This is a genomic window from Bacteroides sp. DH3716P (assembly GCF_025914115.1).
GTDB lineage: Bacteria > Bacteroidota > Bacteroidia > Bacteroidales > Bacteroidaceae > Bacteroides > Bacteroides ovatus.
Map to the genome: position 1 here is coordinate 6,214,230 of NZ_CP083673.1, position 21,416 is coordinate 6,235,645.

A 21,416-nucleotide genomic window follows, 5' to 3' on the forward strand; every position below is an offset into this window, starting at 1 on the left:
TTGCTAACTCGTTACCACTGTTTCTCAAATACTCAGTTAAATGTTTATTCTTCAAACGGTTATATTAAACCGTTGAAAATCTAAAATAGAAATGTTACAAAAGAATAACAGAAAGAGCAGATTCTGTTATTCTTATCAGTTAAGTATAGGCCTCTTCGTGTATTCCTCTCACCGCACGTCCGCTAGGCTCATTCAGATTCCTGAAAGCAATATCCCACGCCAGCGCTTCTGCTGTGGAGCAGGCCACACTGGGAACACTGGGTACGGTGCGTGCTGCACTTTCACTGGGGAAATGCTCTTCAAAGATACTGCGATAATAGTATTCTTCTTTATTTTGTGGCGTGTTGATAGGGAAGCGTTCGGCAGCATGTTCCATTTGCTGATCGCTCACAGCAGCAGCTGTGATTTCCCTCAATGTGTCAATCCATGAATATCCTACACCGTCACTGAACTGCTCTTTTTGTCTCCACGCCACACTTTCCGGTAACATCTCGGCAAAGGCTTCGCGAACAATCCGTTTCTCAATTTCCTTTCCGGGGCACATTTTAGCTTTCGGATTCAGGTTCATGGCTACGTCGAGGAATTCTTTATCAAGGAAAGGAACACGTCCTTCTACTCCCCATGCTGACAAACTTTTATTGGCGCGGAGGCAATCGTACATGTGCAACTTTGAAAGTTTACGTACTGTTTCTTCGTGGAATGCTTGTGGAGTGGGAGCCTTGTGGAAATACAGATAACCACCGAAAACTTCATCGGCGCCTTCACCGCTCAACACCATTTTGATACCCATCGATTTGATGACACGTGCCAGTAGGTACATGGGAGTGGAAGCGCGTACCGTGGTTACATCGTATGTCTCGATGAAATAAATGACATCACGCAGGGCATCCAAACCTTCCTGAACAGTATAGTTTATTTCGTGATGGACAGTACCGATATATTCAGCCACTTCACGTGCTTTAATCAAATCGGGAGCACCTTTTAGTCCGATGGCGAAGGAGTGGAGTTGAGGCCACCACGCATCACTCGCTCCGTCTGTTTCTATACGCTTTGCCGCATATTTTTTGGCAATGGCGGAGATGACAGAACTATCCAACCCGCCCGAAAGAAGCACTCCGTACGGTACGTCACTCATTAACTGGCGGTGTACAGCCTCTTCTAATGCTATTTTCACATCAACGGTTTGTGCATCATTCTCTTTTACGGTTTCATATTCTGTCCAGTCGCGCGAATACCAACGTTTCATTTTTCCCTCTTTACTATAGAAGTAATGTCCGGGGAGAAATATTTCATATTCGTCACAAAATCCTTCAAGGGCTTTCAACTCGCTGCCGAAGTAGATTTTTCCCTCTTTATCTTTTCCTATATATAAAGGAATAACCCCTATCGGATCACGGGCAATCAGAAATTCATCCTTTTCCTCATCATAAAGAACGAAAGCAAAGATACCGCTAATATCTTCCAGAAAATGGATGCCTTTATCTTTGTAAAGGGCAAGAATTACCTCACAGTCACTTCCGGTCTGAAAGTTATATTTTCCCGCATATTTAGCGCGAATATCACGGTGATTGTAAATCTCACCGTTGACGGCGAGCACTTGTTTACGATCGGGAGAGTATAACGGCTGTCCGCCACTTTGCGGGTCGACAATGGAAAGACGTTCGTGAGCCAGGATGGCACTTCCGCCTACATAGATTCCACTCCAGTCCGGTCCGCGATGACGGATCTTCTGGGCCATTTTCAGTGCTTTATCTCTTAGCTCTTTCGTTTGAACTTTGATGTTGAGTATACCTGCTATTCCACACATAACTTTAATTTTTAGAGGGGGTAATGTAATCTGTTGATTGTTTATTCGCTATTTCAAAGAAGCTGACTAGCTATTCTTAATTCGTTCCGCCTTGGTTTCCCTTTCGTTCCACCAAGGTTGTCTTTCCGTTCCACCTGGGTGTTTCTTTCGTTCGACCATGGTGGAACGAATCAGATAGTACTAATCAAACTTCTGCTTTTTCCTTACTGCAAAGCTATTTCGTCAGATAAGCATCTATTTCCGCAGCTGCCTTTCGTCCTCCCGCCATGGCGCGTACCACCAGGCTGGCACCTGTTTCAGCGTCTCCGGCAAGAAATACATTCTTTGCAAATTTGGGTTGTTCCGGTTTCAGGAATCCCATCGCCAATAATACCATATCAGCCTCGATGACTTCCTTTTTTCCTGTCGGTTTCATCGTGGGACGTCCGCCATCTGCAGCCGGAATCCATTCCACTTCTTCCACTTCTACGCCTGTCACTTTTCCATTCTTTCCGAGGAACTGATTGGACGCCAGACACCAACGGCGTGTACAACCTTCTTCATGGCTGGAAGTCGTTTTGAAGACTACCGGCCATTGTGGCCAAGGAGTAGCCGGATTGTAGCCGACAGGAGGTTTCGGCATGATTTCGATTTGAGTGACACTGACGGCTCCTTGTCGTACACTGGTTCCGATGCAGTCGGAACCGGTATCTCCGCCACCTATCACAAGTACTTTTTTGCCTTTGGCATTCACCAATTTATCTTTCGGGAAAGTTTGTCCTGCCAGAATCCTGTTCTGCTGTGCCAGCATTTCAAGTGCGAAATGGATGCCTTTCAGTTCACGTCCCGGAATACTCAAATCACGTGCAGTCGGCGTTCCGGTACAGATGCAGTAAGCGTCGAATCCTTCCGGCAAATGATTGACGTCTATTTCTACTCCCATCTCAAACTGTATTCCTTCAGCAGCCAATATCTTCATCCGTCGGTCAATTACATTCTTATCCAGTTTGAAATTAGGAATACCGAACCGTAATAACCCTCCGGGCGCTTTATCCTTATCGAATAAAGTAACGCTATATCCTTTTAAATTCAGCTGATTAGCCACCACCAATCCGGCAGGACCCGCACCAATCACCGCCACTTTCTTTCCGTTTCTTCTCGGCGTCTTTACCTGTATATATCCTTCACGAAAAGCCGCTTCCACGATAGCTGCTTCATTCTCGCGAATAGTCACCGGCTGATCGCAGGAAAGTTTCAACACACACGATTTCTCGCAAAGGGCAGGACAAATACGTCCCGTAAATTCCGGAAAATCGCAAGTAGACGACAATACTTCGTATGCCTCCTTCCATTTTCCCCTGTATAATGCATCCTGCCATTCCGGTTGTTTATTTCCTATCGGGCATGCCCAATGACAGAAAGGTACGCCGCAATCCATACAGCGTGACGCCTGCAATTTACGGCTGTTTGTATTCAAAGTCTGTTCTACCTGACTATAGTCAGCGATTCGCTCGTTTACAGGGCGGTATCCCGCCTCTTGTCGAGGTATATTTAGAAATGCTTTAGGATCTCCCATCTTGTTATTTACTATTTGACGATTTACTATTTACTATTTTTAGACTATCTTGTCATTTGCTATTTGACTATTTACAGACTATACATTCAAATAGTAAATTGTAAATAGTCAAATTGTAAATCTAATAGTCTCTTTGCATGTCTGCAATTTTTTGTTGTAATTTTCTCATCTGTTCCTCCTGCAATACTTTTTTGTATTCGATGGGTACTACTTGGATGAACTGTTCTGCATAATGATTCCAGTTGTCAAGCATGGTACGGGCTAGTTTTGAGCCTGTGTACAGATAATGTTGGCGGATTAGTTCGTGTAGCTCTTTCCGGTAGCTGGCTTCTTCGATGAGTGACAGTTCCACCATTTCCATGTTGCAGAAATAATCGAAGTTGCCATCCTTGTTCCATACGTAAGCCACACCGCCACTCATACCGGCTGCAAAGTTACGTCCGGTTTGTCCGAGGACTACCACACGACCTCCGGTCATGTATTCGCAACAATGGTCACCCACGCCTTCTACGACGGCAACTGCGCCGGAGTTACGAACAGCGAAACGTTCTCCTACACGGCCGTTGATATATACTTCACCGCTTGTTGCGCCATAAAGCAAGGTATTACCGGCGATTGTATTTTTTTCGGCTTCGAAATTGCTGCGGATAGGAGGCAATACGGAGATACGCCCGCCGCTCAATCCTTTACCCAGGTAATCATTCGCTTCACCTTCCAGTTTAAAGTTAACTCCCGGTACGAGAAAAGCTCCGAAAGATTGACCTGCCGAACCTTTGAATTTTACATTCAGCGTATGTTCCGGCAATCCTTTGGCACCATATTTCTTGGCGATTACTCCGGAAAGCATAGCACCTATTGCACGGTCTGTATTGGCAATCGTATATTCTAAAGAAATCTCTTTCTCATGTTCGATAGCTTCTTGTGCGGCATCGATGATGGTTACATCCTTTACAGCAGAAATTCCATGATCTTGGTCGATGACATGACGGATAGCCGCACTGTTGTCAACACGTGCCAGCAATTTGGTGAAGTCGATTAAAGCATGTTTCGGATTTGGGTCATTGGCATCGGACTTGCGCTCGATTAAGTCTGTACGCCCGATGATATCATCCATCCGGGTGAATCCCATTTCAGCCAAATGCTCGCGGACTTCCTGTGCCAGGAATGTGAAAAAGTTTACTAAATATTCACTGCGTCCATGAAAGCGTTTACGTAACTCTTCATTCTGTGTGGCAACTCCCACCGGACAAGTATTCTGATGGCATTTGCGCATCATTACACACCCTAATACAATCAATGCCGAGGTGGCGAAGCCATATTCTTCGGCACCCATTAGTGCCATTAAGATGATGTCACGTCCGGTTTTCAGTTGTCCGTCGGCTTGCAGAACTACTTGGCCACGAAGTCCGTTCAGAACCAGTGTTTGCTGTGTCTCGCTCAATCCCAATTCCGGTGAGATACCCGCATAGCGGATAGAAGAAGCCGGAGAAGCACCTGTTCCCCCTTCAGCACCAGAGATGACAATTAGGTCCGCCTTTGCTTTTGCCACACCCGCAGCAATCGTACCGACGCCGCTTTCTGCTACCAGTTTCACACTGATTTTGGCCTGTGGATTTACATTTTTCAAATCGAAGATTAATTGTGCCAAATCCTCAATCGAATAAATATCATGATGAGGCGGAGGAGAAATCAGCGAAATTCCCGGAATGGAATGACGTGTTTTCGCAATCACATCGTTCACTTTAAATCCCGGTAGTTGTCCGCCTTCACCCGGTTTGGCTCCCTGTGCTATCTTGATTTGAATTTCGTCCGCATTAACCAGATATTCTGCCGTTACACCGAAACGACCGGAAGCTACCTGCTTGATTGCACTTCGTAAAGAACTGCCATCGGGCAGCGGTTGGAAACGGGCAGCGTCTTCGCCACCTTCACCGGTATTACTGCGTCCGTGAATTTTATTCATGGCAATAGCCATTGCCTCATGAGCCTCTTTGCTGATAGAACCAAAAGACATAGCCCCCGTGACGAAACGATGCAGAATGTTTTCCACCGGTTCTACCTGATCGATTGAAATCGGATTACGACGGAATCCCAGAAAGTCACGAAGGAAAATAGGCTTCTCTTTTTCGTCTACCAGATGGGTGTACTCTTTAAATTTTTTATAACTCCCCAGTCGTGTAGCCAATTGCAGAGTGCTGATTGTTTCCGGATTCCATGCGTGCTTTTCTCCATCTTTACGGAAAGCATACAAACCGTTATTTTTTAATAACTCTTCATTTTTAATACTTTCAAATCCTTCTTTATGGAAAGCAATGGCATCTCTGGCTATTTCTTCCAGACGGATACCTCCGATCGGTGAACCGAGTCCTCCAAAATAAGCCTTGCTCAATTCTTCACTCAAACCGACAGCTTCGAAAATCTTAGCACCACGATAGGAGCGGATCGTAGAGATACCCATCTTACTCATGATTTTAAACAAGCCTTTACAGATGGATTTGATATAGTTCTTTTCAGCAGTGGTATAATCTAACTGAATATCTTTGTCTTTTACCAGTCGGTCGAGGACAGCGAATGCCATGTAAGGATTCAGGGCACTTGCTCCGAAACCCAACAATAACGCGGCGTGCATCACTTCACGTATTTCACCACTTTCTACGATCAATGCCGTTTGCACCCGTTTACCAACTGAAATCAGGTGGTGATGAACAGCGCTTACTGCCAGCAATGATGGAATGGCAGCATGGGTAATATCCACCTCACGGTCGGTCAGGACAATGTAGTTTACACCTTCCGTCACGGATTCTTCCGCCATTTTACAAAGATGGGTCAGTGCTTCCTGCAGTCCGGCTTTCCCTTTGGCAACCTCAAACAACATGGGTAGTTTGACTGTTTTGAAGCCTTTATACCGGATATTACAAAGAATATCCAGTTGGGTATTGCTTAAAATCGGATGATTCAGGCGTACCATTTTGCAATGACTTTCACTGGGCGTCAGAATATTCATACCGACTGCTCCAATGTATTCCGTCAATGACATCACCAGTTCTTCACGAAGGGGATCAATGGGCGGATTGGTTACCTGTGCAAATTGCTGACGGAAATAGTTGTAAAGCAACTGTGGTTTATCTGAAAGTACGGCGAGTGGCGTATCGTTACCCATTGAATTGATCGGTTCTGCTCCGGTGCTTGCCATCGGCATAATCAGCCTTTCGATGTCCTCTTTGGAGTAGCCGAAAGTACGAAGCATCCGGTCGTAGTTTGCTACGTGATGAGGAACTTTGCGCCCGCTTTTCAGTTCATCCAGTTCGATTCGGTTGGTAGATAGCCAGGTGCGGTAAGGCTTGGCTTCAGCCAACTGTTTTTTCAGTTCGCCGTCATAGTAGATCTCGCCTTTTTCCGTATCCACCAGCAGGATTTTGCCGGGCTGTAAGCGACCTTTTTCTTTGATGTCTCCCGGTTCGAAATCCATAACACCGACTTCCGAAGCCACTACCATCATATCGTTTTTAGTAATCAGATAACGGGCAGGGCGCAGGCCATTGCGGTCGAGCATACCTCCGGCAAATCGTCCGTCGCTGAATAGTAGTGCGGCCGGTCCGTCCCACGGTTCCATCAGGATGGAGTGGTATTCGTAGAATGATTTCAGATCCTCACTGATCGGGTTCTTCTCGTTGAAAGATTCCGGCACGAGCATAGCCATGGCATGTGGCAGGCTCAATCCTGACATCACCAGGAACTCCAGTACATTGTCCAGAGAAGCACTGTCGCTCATGCCCGGTTGTATAATCGGGCGGATTTCTTTTATATCGCCTAAAGTGGGAGTGGAGAGTACACTTTCACGGGCTTCCATCCATCCTCGGTTACCACGGATAGTATTGATTTCACCGTTGTGTGCCAGCAGACGGAACGGCTGTGCCAATCCCCATGTAGGGAATGTATTGGTACTGAAACGAGAGTGCACCAATGCCAGTCCGCTGGTAAAATAGCTATTTGTCAGGTCCGGATAATAGTTGCGCAGCTGTAATGATGAAAGCATACCTTTATATGTAATGCTTTTGGTAGAGAGTGACACAACATAAAAATCGTCTTTTGCCGGAATAGATGACAATCTGACTTTATTTTCGATTCTTTTCCGGATCAGATATAACTTCCGGTCGGCAGTTTCCGTTTCCGTAAATCCGGTGATGAACACTTGTTTGATGTCCGGTTCGTTTGCCAGAGCCGATTCTCCCAGGATTTCGGGGCAGGTGGGCACATTGCGTAAATGCATCAATGTGAGTCCTTCTTTTTCAATTTCTTCAATAATAATACTTAGAATAGCTGCCTGGTCTTTTTCGTTTTTCGGTAAAAACAATAATCCTGTGCCGTACCGTCCTTTTTCGGGGACAGGAATACCTTGTAATAAAATAAACTCATGCGGAATTTGAAGCATGATACCTGCACCGTCACCGGTCTTGTTATCCGCACCCTCGGCACCACGATGGCGCATGTTTTCTAATACCTTTAAAGCCGACTCAACAATGTCGTGTGACTTTTCTCCATGAATGTTAACCAGCATACCGACACCGCAGGCATCGTGTTCGTATGCCGCATCGTACAAGCCTACCTGTTGGGGCTGTCGTTGGTAAGGGAATCCTTCTGTTACGTTGTTAAAAAGTTCTTGTTTCTTCATTCTTACTAGCTTTATTGTATGATAATACCTGTTTGATGTATCAAATTGTTTGGCAAAGTTAATATTTTAATTTCAAAATGATAGTGAAATTTAGCTTTTGTGTGACGCGAAATGAGAATAGGAATCTTTATTCTTTTAATTTGTTATTAAAAACAGGAAATTTGCTTTTAATTTGTTAGCTTATTTATCCTTATTTGAAGCTGATTGTAATTTGTTTCTTTTTGAGCTAAAAATAATATATTATTTAACTTTTTGATGTGTTTGCAACTTTTTTATGCGTTTCTGTCAAATAAATATGCTTTTTGTTGTCTTTATGTTATTTGTAATGTGTATATTTGCAGGCGAAATAAAAATATCATAATATGTGTGGAATAGTAGGCTATATTGGTAAACGAAAAGCCTACCCTATCCTTATCAAAGGGCTGAAGCGACTGGAGTATCGTGGATATGACAGCGCGGGGGTAGCAATCATTAGTGATGACCAACAGTTAAATGTGTATAAGACGAAAGGAAAAGTCTCTGATCTTGAAAATTTCGTCACACAGAAAGATATTTCCGGTACAATCGGAATTGCCCATACCCGTTGGGCTACTCACGGGGAACCTTGTTCTGCTAACGCCCACCCTCATTACTCTTCTTCCGAAAAGCTCGCTCTCATTCATAACGGTATTATTGAAAACTACGCCGTTCTTAAAGAAAAACTTCAAGCCAAAGGCTATATTTTTAAAAGTAGTACAGATACCGAAGTCCTCGTTCAATTAATAGAATACATGAAAGTCACTAATCAGGTCAGTCTGTTGACGGCTGTTCAGTTGGCGTTAGGGGAGGTAATTGGTGCTTATGCGATTGCGATTCTTGATAAGGAGCATCCCGATGAGATTATTGCTGCCCGTAAGAGCAGTCCATTGGTAGTGGGGATTGGAGAGAATGAGTTCTTTCTTGCTTCAGATGCTACTCCGATTGTAGAATATACTGATAAAGTGGTTTATCTGGAAGACGGGGAAATAGCTGTTTTGAATCTGGGGAAGGAGTTGAAGGTAGTCAACTTGAACAATGTCGAAATGATACCTGAAATAAAGAAGGTGGAACTCAACCTCGGTCAGTTGGAAAAAGGGGGATATCCGCACTTTATGTTGAAAGAGATTTTCGAACAGCCCGATTGTATTCGTGATTGCATGCGCGGACGTATCAATGTGGAAGCTGATAATGTGGTGCTTTCTGCTGTGATAGATCACCGGGAAAAGCTGCTGAATGCCAAACGGTTTATTATTGTTGCTTGCGGAACTTCCTGGCATGCCGGACTGATCGGTAAGCATCTGATTGAGAGTTTTTGCCGCATACCGGTGGAAGTGGAGTATGCTTCCGAATTCCGCTACCGTGATCCGGTGATTGACGGGCAGGATGTGGTGATAGCAATCTCCCAGAGTGGCGAGACGGCAGATACATTGGCTGCTGTGGAATTGGCGAAAAGCCGCGGGGCATTTATATATGGCATTTGCAATGCGATCGGCTCTTCTATTCCCCGTGCCACTCATACCGGTTCATATATTCATGTGGGTCCAGAAATCGGGGTGGCTTCTACCAAAGCATTTACCGGACAGGTCACTGTATTGGCGATGTTGGCATTGACACTTGCCAAAGCGAAAGGAACCATTGACGAACAGCATTATCTTTCAATCGTACAGGAGTTAAATCATATTCCGGAAAAAATGAAAGAGGTGTTGGAATTGAATGATACTTTGGCGGAGTTATCGAAAACTTTCACTTATGCGCATAATTTTATTTACCTGGGACGCGGATATAGTTATCCCGTTGCTCTGGAAGGTGCATTGAAATTGAAAGAAATATCGTATATTCACGCCGAAGGTTATCCGGCTGCGGAGATGAAGCATGGACCGATTGCCCTGATCGATGCGGAAATGCCGGTAGTGGTGATTGCTACCCAGAATGGGTTGTATGAGAAAGTAGTAAGTAATATTCAGGAGATTAAGGCACGGAAAGGAAAAGTGATTGCATTTGTGACGAAAGGAGATACCGTTATCAGCAAAATCGCTGACTGTAGTATCGAACTTCCTGAAACAATCGAATGTCTCGATCCGTTAATTACTACGGTACCTCTGCAACTTCTTGCTTACCACATTGCGGTATGCAAAGGGATGGATGTGGATCAGCCGAGAAATCTGGCGAAGTCGGTAACAGTAGAGTAACTTTAAGTAGTAACTAGTATATAGAGAGATGGAACAATTGAAACATGAATGTGGCGTTGCCATGATACGCTTGCTCAAACCGTTAGAGTATTACGAGAAAAAGTACGGGACATGGATGTATGGTCTTAATAAACTCTACCTGTTGATGGAGAAGCAGCATAATCGTGGACAGGAAGGTGCGGGACTGGCATGTGTGAAACTGGAAGCAAATCCGGGTGAAGAATATATGTTTCGTGAACGCGCTTTAGGTTCCGGAGCCATTACGGAAATCTTTGAAAACGTTCAAAACAATTTTAAGGATCTCACTCCCGAACAGTTGCACGATGCAGCGTATGCCAAACGAACTTTGCCTTTTGCCGGTGAAGTATATATGGGACATCTTCGTTATTCCACTACGGGAAAATCCGGAATCTCTTATGTGCATCCATTTTTAAGAAGAAATAACTGGCGTGCCAAGAATCTGGCCCTCTGCGGAAATTTCAATATGACAAATGTGGACGAGATATTTGCCCGTATCACTGCCATTGGTCAGCATCCGCGTAAATATGCCGATACATATATCATGTTGGAGCAGGTGGGACACCGTCTTGACCGTGAAGTGGAGCGTGTATTCAATCTTGCCGAAGCCGAGGGGCTTACGGGCATGGGAATCACTCATTATATAGAAGAATATATTGATTTGGCAAACGTGTTGCGCACTTCCAGCCGCGAATGGGATGGGGGATACGTGATCTGCGGATTGACCGGGAGCGGCGAGTCCTTCGCCATCCGCGACCCGTGGGGAATCCGGCCTGCATTCTGGTATCAGGATGATGAGATAGCTGTTCTTGCTTCCGAACGTCCGGTGATCCAGACTGCTTTGAATGTTCCGTTTGAGGAAATCAAAGAATTGCAACCGGGGCAAGCATTGTTAATCAGCAAAGAAGGTAAAATCCGTACTTCGCAAATTAACAAGCCGCGCGAAAATCATGCCTGTTCTTTCGAACGTATCTATTTCTCCCGTGGGAGTGATGTCGATATTTATAAGGAAAGGAAACGGTTGGGTGAAAAGTTGGTTCCGAGAATATTGAAAGCTATCAATAATGACATCGATCATACGGTTTTTTCTTTTATTCCCAATACTGCGGAGGTGGCTTTCTACGGAATGTTGCAGGGACTGGACGATTACTTGAATGAGGAGAAAGTGCAGCAAATTGCTGCATTAGGGCATCATCCGGATATGGAGGAACTGGAAGTCATTCTTTCCCGCCGCATCCGTAGCGAAAAGGTGGCGATCAAGGATATCAAACTCCGTACGTTTATTGCCGAAGGAAACAGTCGTAATGATCTGGCAGCCCATGTGTATGACATTACATACGGAAGTCTGGTACCCGGTGTTGATAATCTGGTGATTATTGACGACAGCATTGTGCGTGGTACTACGTTGAAACAAAGTATTATCGGTATTCTCGACCGTCTCGGTCCGAAGAAGATTGTGATAGTATCTTCTTCTCCGCAAGTGCGTTATCCTGACTATTACGGTATCGATATGGCAAAGATGAGTGAGTTTATCGCTTTCCGAGCTGCTGTCGAACTTTTAAAGGAGCGGGATATGAAAGATGTGATTGCGGCTGCCTACCGTAAATCGAAAGATCAGGTGGGACTGCCGAAAGAGCAGATGATAAACTATGTGAAGAATATCTATGCTCCGTTCACCGATGAGGAAATCTCTGCCAAGATGGTGGAACTGCTGACTCCCAAGGGAACAAAGGCGAAAGTGGAAATTGTCTATCAACCGTTGGAGGGATTGCACGAGGCTTGTCCGCATCATAAAGGCGACTGGTATTTTAGCGGTAACTACCCTACACCGGGAGGTGTGAAAATGGTGAACCGGGCGTTCATCGACTATATAGAACAAATGTATCAATTCTAACAACCATACAACGATTCAATAATAAGAATGAGAAATGTGACATTAATCCTTGACGACGGGAGCCGGTTTTCCGGTAAGTCGTTTGGCTACGAGAAGCCGGTGGCAGGCGAAGTAGTTTTTAATACTGCCATGACCGGATACCCGGAGAGCCTTACTGACCCTTCATACGCCGGACAGTTGATGACGCTTACCTATCCTCTGGTAGGCAACTACGGTGTTCCTCCTTTTACCATCGAACCGAATGGACTTGCCACTTTCATGGAAAGTGAGAAAATCCATGCGGAAGCGATTATCGTAAGTGACTATTCTTATGAATACAGCCACTGGAATGCGGTGGAAAGTCTCGGTGACTGGTTGAAACGCGAGCAGATTCCCGGTATCACAGGCATTGATACGCGCGAGCTGACTAAGGTTCTTCGTGAACATGGAGTAATGATGGGAAAAATCGTTTTCGATGATGAACCGGATAATGTGCCTGAAGCAGTATACGCAGGCGTCAATTATGTAGATCGTGTATCTTGCAAAGAGATTATTTGCTATCTTCCTGCCGGAACTTCACAAACTTTCTCCGTAAATAGTTCCTATGCGCAGCTTAATTCTCAATTCTCAACTTTCAATTCTCAATTTAAGAAGGTTATCCTGGTAGATTGCGGTGTAAAGACAAATATTATTCGTTGTCTGCTGAAACGTAATGTAGAAGTGATCCGTGTACCTTGGGATTATGATTATAGCGGACTCGAATTTGACGGGTTGTTTATCTCCAACGGACCGGGTGACCCGGATACTTGTGATGCTGCGGTACAGAATATACGGAAGGCGATGGTAAATGAGAAACTGCCTATCTTCGGCATCTGTATGGGTAACCAGTTGCTTTCAAAAGCGGGCGGAGCCAAGATTTATAAATTGAAATACGGACATCGTAGCCACAATCAGCCGGTGCGTATGATAGGTACGGAACGTTGTTTCATTACTTCACAAAATCATGGTTATGCCGTAGACAATAATACGTTGAGTGCAGAGTGGGAACCGTTGTTTATCAATATGAACGATGGGTCCAACGAGGGAATCAAACATAAAAAGAATCCCTGGTTCTCTGCGCAATTCCACCCGGAAGCTGCGAGTGGACCTACGGATACGGAATTCCTGTTCGACGAATTTGTAAAACTATTGTAACAATGAAAGAAAATATAAAGAAAGTATTGCTATTAGGTTCAGGTGCCCTGAAAATCGGTGAGGCTGGTGAATTTGACTATTCCGGTTCACAGGCACTTAAAGCCTTGAAAGAAGAGGGTATTGAAACCATTCTTATCAATCCGAATATTGCTACGGTGCAGACTTCCGAAGGAGTGGCAGATCAAATTTACTTTCTTCCGGTGACTCCGTACTTCGTAGAGAAAGTGATCCAAAAAGAAAAACCGGAAGGTATTATGCTGGCGTTCGGTGGTCAGACGGCTCTGAACTGTGGAGTAGCATTGTATAAAGAAGGTATTCTTGAAAAATATAATGTAAAAGTGTTGGGTACTCCGGTACAGGCCATTATGGATACCGAGGACCGTGAACTTTTTGTTCAGAAATTGAATGAGATCAATGTAAAAACCATCAAGAGTGAAGCCGTAGAAAATGCGGAAGATGCACGTCGCGCAGCAAAAGAACTGGGCTATCCGGTGATTGTTCGTGCTGCTTATGCGTTAGGAGGCTTGGGGTCCGGTTTCTGTGATAATGAACAACAGCTGGATGTGCTGGTAGAAAAAGCATTCTCTTTCTCCCCACAGGTATTGGTGGAGAAATCACTACGCGGTTGGAAAGAAGTGGAATATGAAGTGGTACGTGACCGCTTCGATAACTGTATCACCGTTTGTAATATGGAAAACTTCGATCCGCTGGGTATTCATACCGGTGAGTCTATCGTTATTGCTCCTTCACAGACGCTTACCAATAAAGAGTATCATAAACTTCGGGAATTGGCAATACGTATCATCCGCCATATCGGTATCGTGGGTGAATGTAACGTACAATATGCCTTCGATCCCGAATCCGAAGATTACCGGGTGATCGAAGTAAATGCCCGCCTTTCCCGTTCATCGGCTTTAGCATCTAAGGCAACCGGTTATCCGCTGGCTTTCGTTGCTGCCAAATTGGGATTGGGTTATGGACTCTTCGACCTGAAGAATTCTGTAACCAAGACTACTTCCGCTTTCTTTGAACCGGCACTGGATTATGTCGTATGTAAGATTCCTCGTTGGGATTTAGGTAAATTCCACGGTGTAGATAAAGAGTTGGGTTCTTCTATGAAATCTGTGGGTGAAGTGATGGCTATCGGACGCACTTTTGAAGAAGCTATCCAGAAAGGTCTTCGTATGATCGGACAGGGAATGCATGGTTTTGTGGAGAACAAAGAATTGGTTATTTCCGACATTGATAAAGCCTTGCGCGAACCGACCGATAAACGTATTTTCGTGATCTCGAAAGCGTTTCGCGCCGGCTACACCATCGATCAGGTGCACGAATTGACTAAGATTGATAAATGGTTCTTGCAGAAGTTAATGAATATTATGAAGACTTCCGAAGAACTGCATAGTTGGGGAAACAATCACAAACAGATTGCCGATTTGCCGAACGAATTGCTCCGTAAAGCTAAGGTTCAAGGTTTCTCCGATTTCCAGATTGCCCGTGCCATCGGTTACGAAGGTGATATGGAAGATGGAATTCTTTATATCCGCAAACACCGTAAAGAGGCAGGCATTCTTCCGGTAGTGAAACAGATCGATACGTTGGCAGCCGAATACCCGGCACAAACCAATTATCTGTATCTTACTTATAGCGGTGTAGCAAATGATGTGCGTTATCTGGGCGACCATAAATCCATCGTCGTATTGGGTTCCGGTGCTTATCGTATCGGTTCTTCCGTAGAATTCGACTGGTGTGGCGTACAGGCTTTGAATACCATTCGCAAAGAGGGATGGCGCAGTGTCATGATTAACTATAATCCTGAAACCGTATCTACGGATTACGATATGTGCGACCGTTTGTACTTTGATGAATTGACTTTTGAACGTGTGATGGATATTCTGGAACTGGAGAATCCGCATGGGGTAATTGTATCTACCGGCGGTCAGATTCCAAATAACCTTGCTTTGCGTCTGGATGCACAGAAGATCAATATTCTAGGTACGAGTGCCAAGAGTATTGATAATGCCGAAGATCGTGAGAAATTCTCTGCCATGCTTGACCGTATCGGTGTGGATCAGCCCCGTTGGCGTGAATTAACTTCTATGGATGACATTCAGGAGTTCGTTGAAGAGGTAGGTTTCCCCGTACTTGTTCGTCCGTCTTATGTGCTTTCGGGAGCTGCGATGAATGTTTGTTCCAACCAGGAAGAATTGGAACGTTTCTTGAAACTGGCAGCTAATGTATCGAAGAAACATCCGGTGGTAGTAAGCCAGTTTATCGAACACGCCAAGGAAGTGGAAATGGATGCGGTGGCGCAGAATGGAGAAATTGTAGCATACGCTATAAGTGAGCATATCGAATTTGCGGGAGTACATTCCGGCGATGCAACAATCCAGTTCCCGCCGCAAAAGCTGTATGTAGAAACTGTTCGCCGTATTAAGCGTATCAGCCGTGAGATTGCTAAGGCTTTGAATATCTCCGGTCCGTTTAATATTCAGTATCTGGCGAAAGACAACGATATCAAGGTGATTGAATGTAATCTGCGTGCCAGTCGTTCTTTCCCGTTTGTCAGCAAAGTGTTGAAGATCAACTTTATCGAGCTGGCAACGAAAGTAATGCTCGGTCTGCCTGTGGAGAAACCGGAAAAAAATCTCTTCGAACTGGATTATGTGGGAATCAAGGCTTCCCAATTCTCTTTCAACCGCTTGCAGAAGGCTGATCCGGTGTTGGGAGTAGATATGGCTTCTACCGGTGAAGTGGGTTGTATCGGAATGGATACTTCCTGTGCCGTACTCAAAGCGATGCTTTCCGTAGGCTATCGTATTCCGAAGAAGAATATCCTGCTGTCTACGGGAACAATGAAACAGAAAGCCGATATGATGGATGCGGCCCGTATGTTGGTGAATAAGGGATACAAACTCTTTGCAACGGGTGGTACACACAAAACGCTTGCAGAGAATGGAATTGAAAGTACTCATGTCTATTGGCCGAGTGAGGAGGGACATCCGCAAGCATTGGAGATGCTTCATCGCAAGGAGATTGACATGGTAGTCAATATCCCGAAGAATCTGACAGCCGGAGAATTAAGTAATGGGTATAAAATCCGTCGTGCTGCCATTGACTTGAATATACCGTTGATTACGAATGCCCGTCTGGCTAGTGCATTTATCAATGCCTTCTGTACGATGAGTGTGGATGATATAGCTATCAAGAGCTGGGCAGAGTATAAATAAGCAGAATGTCATCTTTTTGAAAAGAGGCTGACATCATATTGAAATGAAAATGGTAAGGCCGTTCCTGTTATTCGGGAGCGGCCTTTGTTGTTGTAGAAATGTAATAACTCTGTCATTCATTGGTATTTCCATGTCGTTTACTTTGCGCCTGCAAAACGATAGAGATACGATATGAGAAAAAGAAACATGATTCTGGTTGCCGGTCTGCTGGCATTTACTTCAGTATGGGGACAAAACACGACTTCCGGTTGGGAAGATGAATCGGGTAAGATACCTGTAAAGGCTTATTTTGAGAGTGGAAAACTTCACTTTGCTTCTAAAAATGAAAACTTTCATTTATGGTTTGATAATCGAATTTATTTGGATGCAGCGGTTTATTCGCCCACGTCGAATGTGGATGATCTGACATCCAAAACGAACAAGGATCTGGAGGACGATGACAATCAATTCCGTTTTAGCAACGGGGTGAGTATTCGTCGTGCACGTTTCGGTGTGAAAGCCACTTTATACAAAAAATGGTTTGCAGAACTGGATCTGGATTTCGCTTACAATGAAGTGGAAATAAAAGATATGTATCTGGGCTATAAATTTAATAATCATTTCTTTGTAAAGGCGGGAAATTTTAAAGTTCCGATGAGTATGGAACGTACAACGAGTTCTAAATATCTGATGGCTTCGGAACGTCCGATGGCAGTGGAAGCTTTTGCTGACGGGCGCCGTCTGGGACTTGCCGGAACTGGTTGGGGAAAACATTGGTGGGCTTCCGCTGGAGTATTTGGTAGGGAAGTGGATATCATTCAGAAAGAGCGTAATAGAGGGAATGACGGTTATGCTCTGGCTACCCGTGTAGCAGTGTCGCCTATTTACAATGAAGATATGACGATTCATGTCGGCGGATACTTTAACTATCAGACACCTTCCGGTTCAGGGCTGGAGGATAAGACGGTTCTTTTCCGGACTTTCCCGGAGAGCAGGGTAGACCGTCGCCGATTTGTGCAAGCCGAGATTTCGAATGTCAATCATTATTATACTACAGGCTTCGAACTGGGATTCCGTTATCGTAAGTTACTGACTTATGGAGAATATATTTATAACAACATATCCCGCTATATCTATGGTGCTAATAATCAAAAGACTGATTTGAAAAATGCAGTATTTAATGGTTGGTATGCTACGGCATCTTATATGATATTGGGAGAAAACCGTCAATACTCCCCGGATGAGGCGGAATTTGGTCCAATGAAAATGCGTCGTAAAGGGGGGAATTTGGAAGTTGCGGCTCGTATCAGTAATATAAATATGAATGATTTCCATGATCCGGCTGCGTATATTACAGGAGGTAAGGCAACCAGCTATTCTGCTTCGTTGAACTGGTATCCTGTACGTAATGTGGTGATTGGACTGAATTACATTTATATGAATAATGATAAATATGCCGACTCTAAAGGACAAATTACCAAGGGAGGTAAACCTTTAAGTGAAGTAATGCCTTCAGGAATCGATTTTAATGTATTTCAGTTGCGTACAATGATTTCTTTTTAAACGCGAATAACGATATAAATTAAAAAAAGATGATTATGAAAAAGTTTTTGCTGATGAGCACACTTTGTGCTTTGGCTTTGGTTGGATGTAAAGATGACTCGGAACCGGAAATTCCTACTGATATTGATTATTCAGGATTGGTATTGAATGAAATTTGTGGAAACGATGGGAATGCAAGTGAAGAAGATTGGATTGAGATTTATAATACTTCCAATACAACAATTAATCTCAATGGCGTTAAACTGGTGAAAACTGATGAAGAAGGTGTTTCGGAGATTATTTATACATTTGGGGAAGGGGCAGCCATTGCCGGTAAAGCATATTTGCTGAAAGTCAAAGGCGTTGATTTTACTCAAGGAATCTCAAATACTAAATCTGTTTCTATCACTTTGCAAATGCCCTCTGGTAAAGATATAGACAAATTTGATAAGGATGCGGAATTTGGTGATGGAGGTAAACATGAAGTGGGAGGCAGTTATTCACGTATTCCTGACGGTACGGGAGAATGGACTGTTGTATTGAAAGCTACTAAAGGAACAGCTAATAAAATTACGGAACCTGAAGGACCTTCCGGTATTGATTATATTGGATTGGTGCTGAATGAGTTGAACGGTAATAAACCCAAATATATTGAGTTGTATAATAGTACAGGTCGTGAACTGGATATAACCGGAGTAAAGATTAAAAAAGATGATGGGGATATTGTTTATATAGCTCCCGAAGGGACTAAAATACAGTCTCATGGTTTTTTAGTGCTTCTTTCGGATCAAGCGGATTATTCTACAGGCTTTACAAGTGGACTCTCCGCTAAAAAATCTGTGAAGATTGAGCTTCTTTCACCGGAAGAAACTGCCATAGACGTATTCAAGAATCTAACGGATGCCGGTGAAGAGGTTTGGGGAGAAACACCTAAATACAATGGAGAAACAGAGGGAATGGCGTATGCCCGTAAGGATAACGGTGCTGAATGGTATATGATGAAAGCCACTCAAGGTGAGAGTAATAGCACCACTGCCGGACTAAGTACAAAAATAGAATGGTAAGATTATAATTGTAAGGAATGAGAAAGCTAATCCTTTTATTATTTACGGGAATTCTTCTTTTTAGCTGCACCGCTGTCGGAGCAGACGAAGGAAGAATTCTTCGTTTTATATATTGTTCAGACGTACATTATGGTCTTGAACGTGAATTTCGGGGAAAAGAAGTGGGAAGTGATGAGGTAAGTCGTGCTATGTTGGCAACCTTCAAATTGCTTTCTGAAACTCGGCTGCCGGAAGATAGTGGGGTGGGTGCAGGAATAAAATTCGGTTCTCCTGATTTTGTTGTTTGTACGGGTGATATTGCCAATCGGATGGAAGAAGGAGTTCAATCTGCTACTACATCATGGAGTCAATTTTGCAGTGATTGGGATTCATCGATAAGTTCTCCTTTGTATCTGGTACCGGGTAATCACGATATTTCTAATGCGATAGGTTATTCCAAGGTTTTATCTCCAGAAAAAGATGCATCCAGTGCTGCCGGTATTTTCAACCGGATGATGCGCCCTGCGGTGGAACGTACGGCGGAGACTTTTAATTATCAAACGGATAAGGTGCATTATTCCTTTGTAAAGGACGGGGTACGGTTTGTTTTTATGGGAATGTGGCCTGATGCATATATGCGTCAATGGTTCGATCAGGAAATAGGAACCGATACGATTATTCCTGTTATTTTATTTACCCACGATCCTCCCATTGCCGATACCAAGCATTTTACGAATCCGAACGGTAAGCATACGATCAATTCAGTAGATAAGTTTCAGAATTTGTTGGCAGATACCTGTCTGGTGACTGATGTCAAAAAGAAAGCCACAAAGAATTGGGAAAAGCTGGAGCAGTTTATCCATTCTCATTCTATGATTAAGGCTTACTTTCATGGAGATAAGAATTACAATGAATTTTATACCTGGAATGGGGTAAATGGAACAATTGATTTACCTGTTTTCCGGGTGGACTCCCCTATGAAAGGTGAGTATTCTTCTGCTGACGAACGTCTACTTTCCTTTATTGTAGTTACCATGGATGTGAATCAACGCTTGTTAACGGCTCGTGAATGTTTGTGGAATACGGAAAACAAAACCAGTATCCAATGGGGAAGTTCTTGCACTATCACTTTCTGATAAATAGCCAAATTTAGTATTAAATCGTATAGGTTACTAAAAACTTTATAAGAAAACGACCGTAAATCACCTTCTTTGTTGTAAATTCGTTCTATTTCTCGTAATATCAAACTTATTTTAATCAATTAATATAGAAAGTAAATTATGAGAAAAGACGGATTTACCGTATGTGCAAATAATTATATAAATTGTTTGCGTCAGGAAGGGCGTTATGCCACAGCACATGTTTATGAGAATGCACTTCGCTCTTTCACCATATTTTGTGGAACAGAGTGTGTGTCATTCAGTTTGATTACTCGTGAGAACTTGAAGCGGTATAGCAGTTATCTGATGTCCTGCCGCTTGAAGTTGAACACGATTTCCACCTATATGCGAATGTTACGTTGCATATACAATAAGGGAGTAGATACTCATCAGGCTCCTTATATTCATCGCTTGTTTCGTGATGTCTTTACCGGAGTAGATACTCGTCAGAAAAAAGCAATTCCTATAAACGAATTACACACGCTGCTTTATAAAGATCCACAGTCCGAAAAACTTCGCCGGACGCAAGCCATCGCTAATTTGTTATTTTTATTTTGCGGAATGCCTTTCGCCGATCTTGCTCATCTGGAAAAGTCGAATTTGGAGGGGAATATATTGAAGTACAACCGTATCAAGACGGGAACTCCAATGAGTATAGAAATCTTAGAATCGGCTTCATGTATTGTTTCCCGACTTCGTAATACGCATTCCGCTGTTCTCCCCGAGCATCCGGATTATCTTTTTTATATATTAAGTGGAAAGAATAAACGGGATGACGAAGCGGCATATATAGAATATCAATCCACTCTGCGTCGTTTTAATAATGATTTGAAGAGTTTAGCCAAGAAGCTACGTATTCATTCATCCGTAACTTCTTATACGTTTCGCCATTCCTGGGCAACTACCGCTAAATACAGGGGAGTACCTATCGAAATGATTAGCGAGTCATTGGGGCATAAATCTATTAAGACAACACAAATTTACTTGAAAGGTTTTGAATTGAATGAGCGTACCAAAGTAAATCGGTTGAATTATTCTTACGTTAGGAATTATAGGGGAATTCTTTGAAAAGTATATTAAGTCTTTGATAACCAGTCTAAATACGCAGCTGTTACTTCTTAGGTAACGGAAATTAT

The 21,416-nt window shown here is 43.6% G+C and carries 11 protein-coding genes; 8 read left to right on the top strand and 3 right to left on the bottom strand.

Going from position 1 to position 21,416, the window contains the following annotated elements:
* Positions 1-139: 139 nt before the first annotated feature.
* The 3 genes from asnB to gltB all read right to left on the bottom strand — a co-directional run bounded on the left by asnB (position 140) and on the right by gltB (position 8,034).
* Positions 140-1,807: an asparagine synthase B gene (asnB, locus tag KQP79_RS23890; RefSeq protein WP_004309309.1), complete on the bottom strand. Its 1,668-nt coding sequence runs from the start codon at positions 1,805-1,807 to the stop codon at positions 140-142.
* A gap of 214 nt (positions 1,808-2,021) precedes the next feature.
* Positions 2,022-3,362: a glutamate synthase subunit beta gene (locus tag KQP79_RS23895; protein ID WP_022198977.1), complete on the bottom strand. Its 1,341-nt coding sequence runs from the start codon at positions 3,360-3,362 to the stop codon at positions 2,022-2,024.
* Between the two features lie 121 nt (positions 3,363-3,483).
* Positions 3,484-8,034: a glutamate synthase large subunit gene (gene gltB / locus KQP79_RS23900; RefSeq protein ID WP_061447585.1), complete on the bottom strand. Its 4,551-nt coding sequence runs from the start codon at positions 8,032-8,034 to the stop codon at positions 3,484-3,486.
* A 362-nt stretch (positions 8,035-8,396) separates the two neighbouring features.
* Between gltB and glmS the strand changes: the two genes are divergently transcribed.
* The 8 genes from glmS (at position 8,397) to KQP79_RS23940 (ending at position 21,348) form a co-directional block, all read left to right on the top strand.
* On the top strand, positions 8,397-10,241 hold the full coding sequence (gene glmS / locus KQP79_RS23905; RefSeq protein WP_008776596.1) for a glutamine--fructose-6-phosphate transaminase (isomerizing): 1,845 nt from the start codon (positions 8,397-8,399) through the stop codon (positions 10,239-10,241).
* Between the two features lie 28 nt (positions 10,242-10,269).
* Positions 10,270-12,153 (top strand): amidophosphoribosyltransferase, encoded by a 1,884-nt coding sequence (locus tag KQP79_RS23910; RefSeq protein ID WP_004309300.1) that lies wholly within the window; start codon positions 10,270-10,272, stop codon positions 12,151-12,153.
* A 27-nt stretch (positions 12,154-12,180) separates the two neighbouring features.
* On the top strand, positions 12,181-13,326 hold the full coding sequence (gene carA / locus KQP79_RS23915) for a glutamine-hydrolyzing carbamoyl-phosphate synthase small subunit (protein WP_004309298.1): 1,146 nt from the start codon (positions 12,181-12,183) through the stop codon (positions 13,324-13,326).
* Positions 13,327-13,328: 2 nt separating this feature from the next.
* A complete protein-coding gene (gene carB / locus KQP79_RS23920; RefSeq protein WP_004309296.1) occupies positions 13,329-16,556 on the top strand; it encodes a carbamoyl-phosphate synthase (glutamine-hydrolyzing) large subunit in 3,228 nt (1,075 codons plus the stop codon).
* 171 nt (positions 16,557-16,727) lie between these two features.
* Positions 16,728-18,098: an OprO/OprP family phosphate-selective porin gene (locus KQP79_RS23925; RefSeq protein WP_224262689.1), complete on the top strand. Its 1,371-nt coding sequence runs from the start codon at positions 16,728-16,730 to the stop codon at positions 18,096-18,098.
* A 35-nt stretch (positions 18,099-18,133) separates the two neighbouring features.
* Entirely contained in the window at positions 18,134-19,141 is a 1,008-nt protein-coding gene (locus tag KQP79_RS23930) for a lamin tail domain-containing protein (RefSeq protein WP_004309294.1), read from the top strand.
* A gap of 17 nt (positions 19,142-19,158) precedes the next feature.
* On the top strand, positions 19,159-20,256 hold the full coding sequence (locus KQP79_RS23935; RefSeq protein ID WP_004309291.1) for a metallophosphoesterase family protein: 1,098 nt from the start codon (positions 19,159-19,161) through the stop codon (positions 20,254-20,256).
* A gap of 144 nt (positions 20,257-20,400) precedes the next feature.
* Positions 20,401-21,348 carry a tyrosine-type recombinase/integrase gene (locus KQP79_RS23940; protein WP_004309289.1) on the top strand — a complete coding sequence of 316 codons (948 nt, stop codon included), beginning with the start codon at positions 20,401-20,403 and terminating at the stop codon, positions 21,346-21,348.
* The last annotated feature ends 68 nt before the right edge of the window (positions 21,349-21,416 follow it).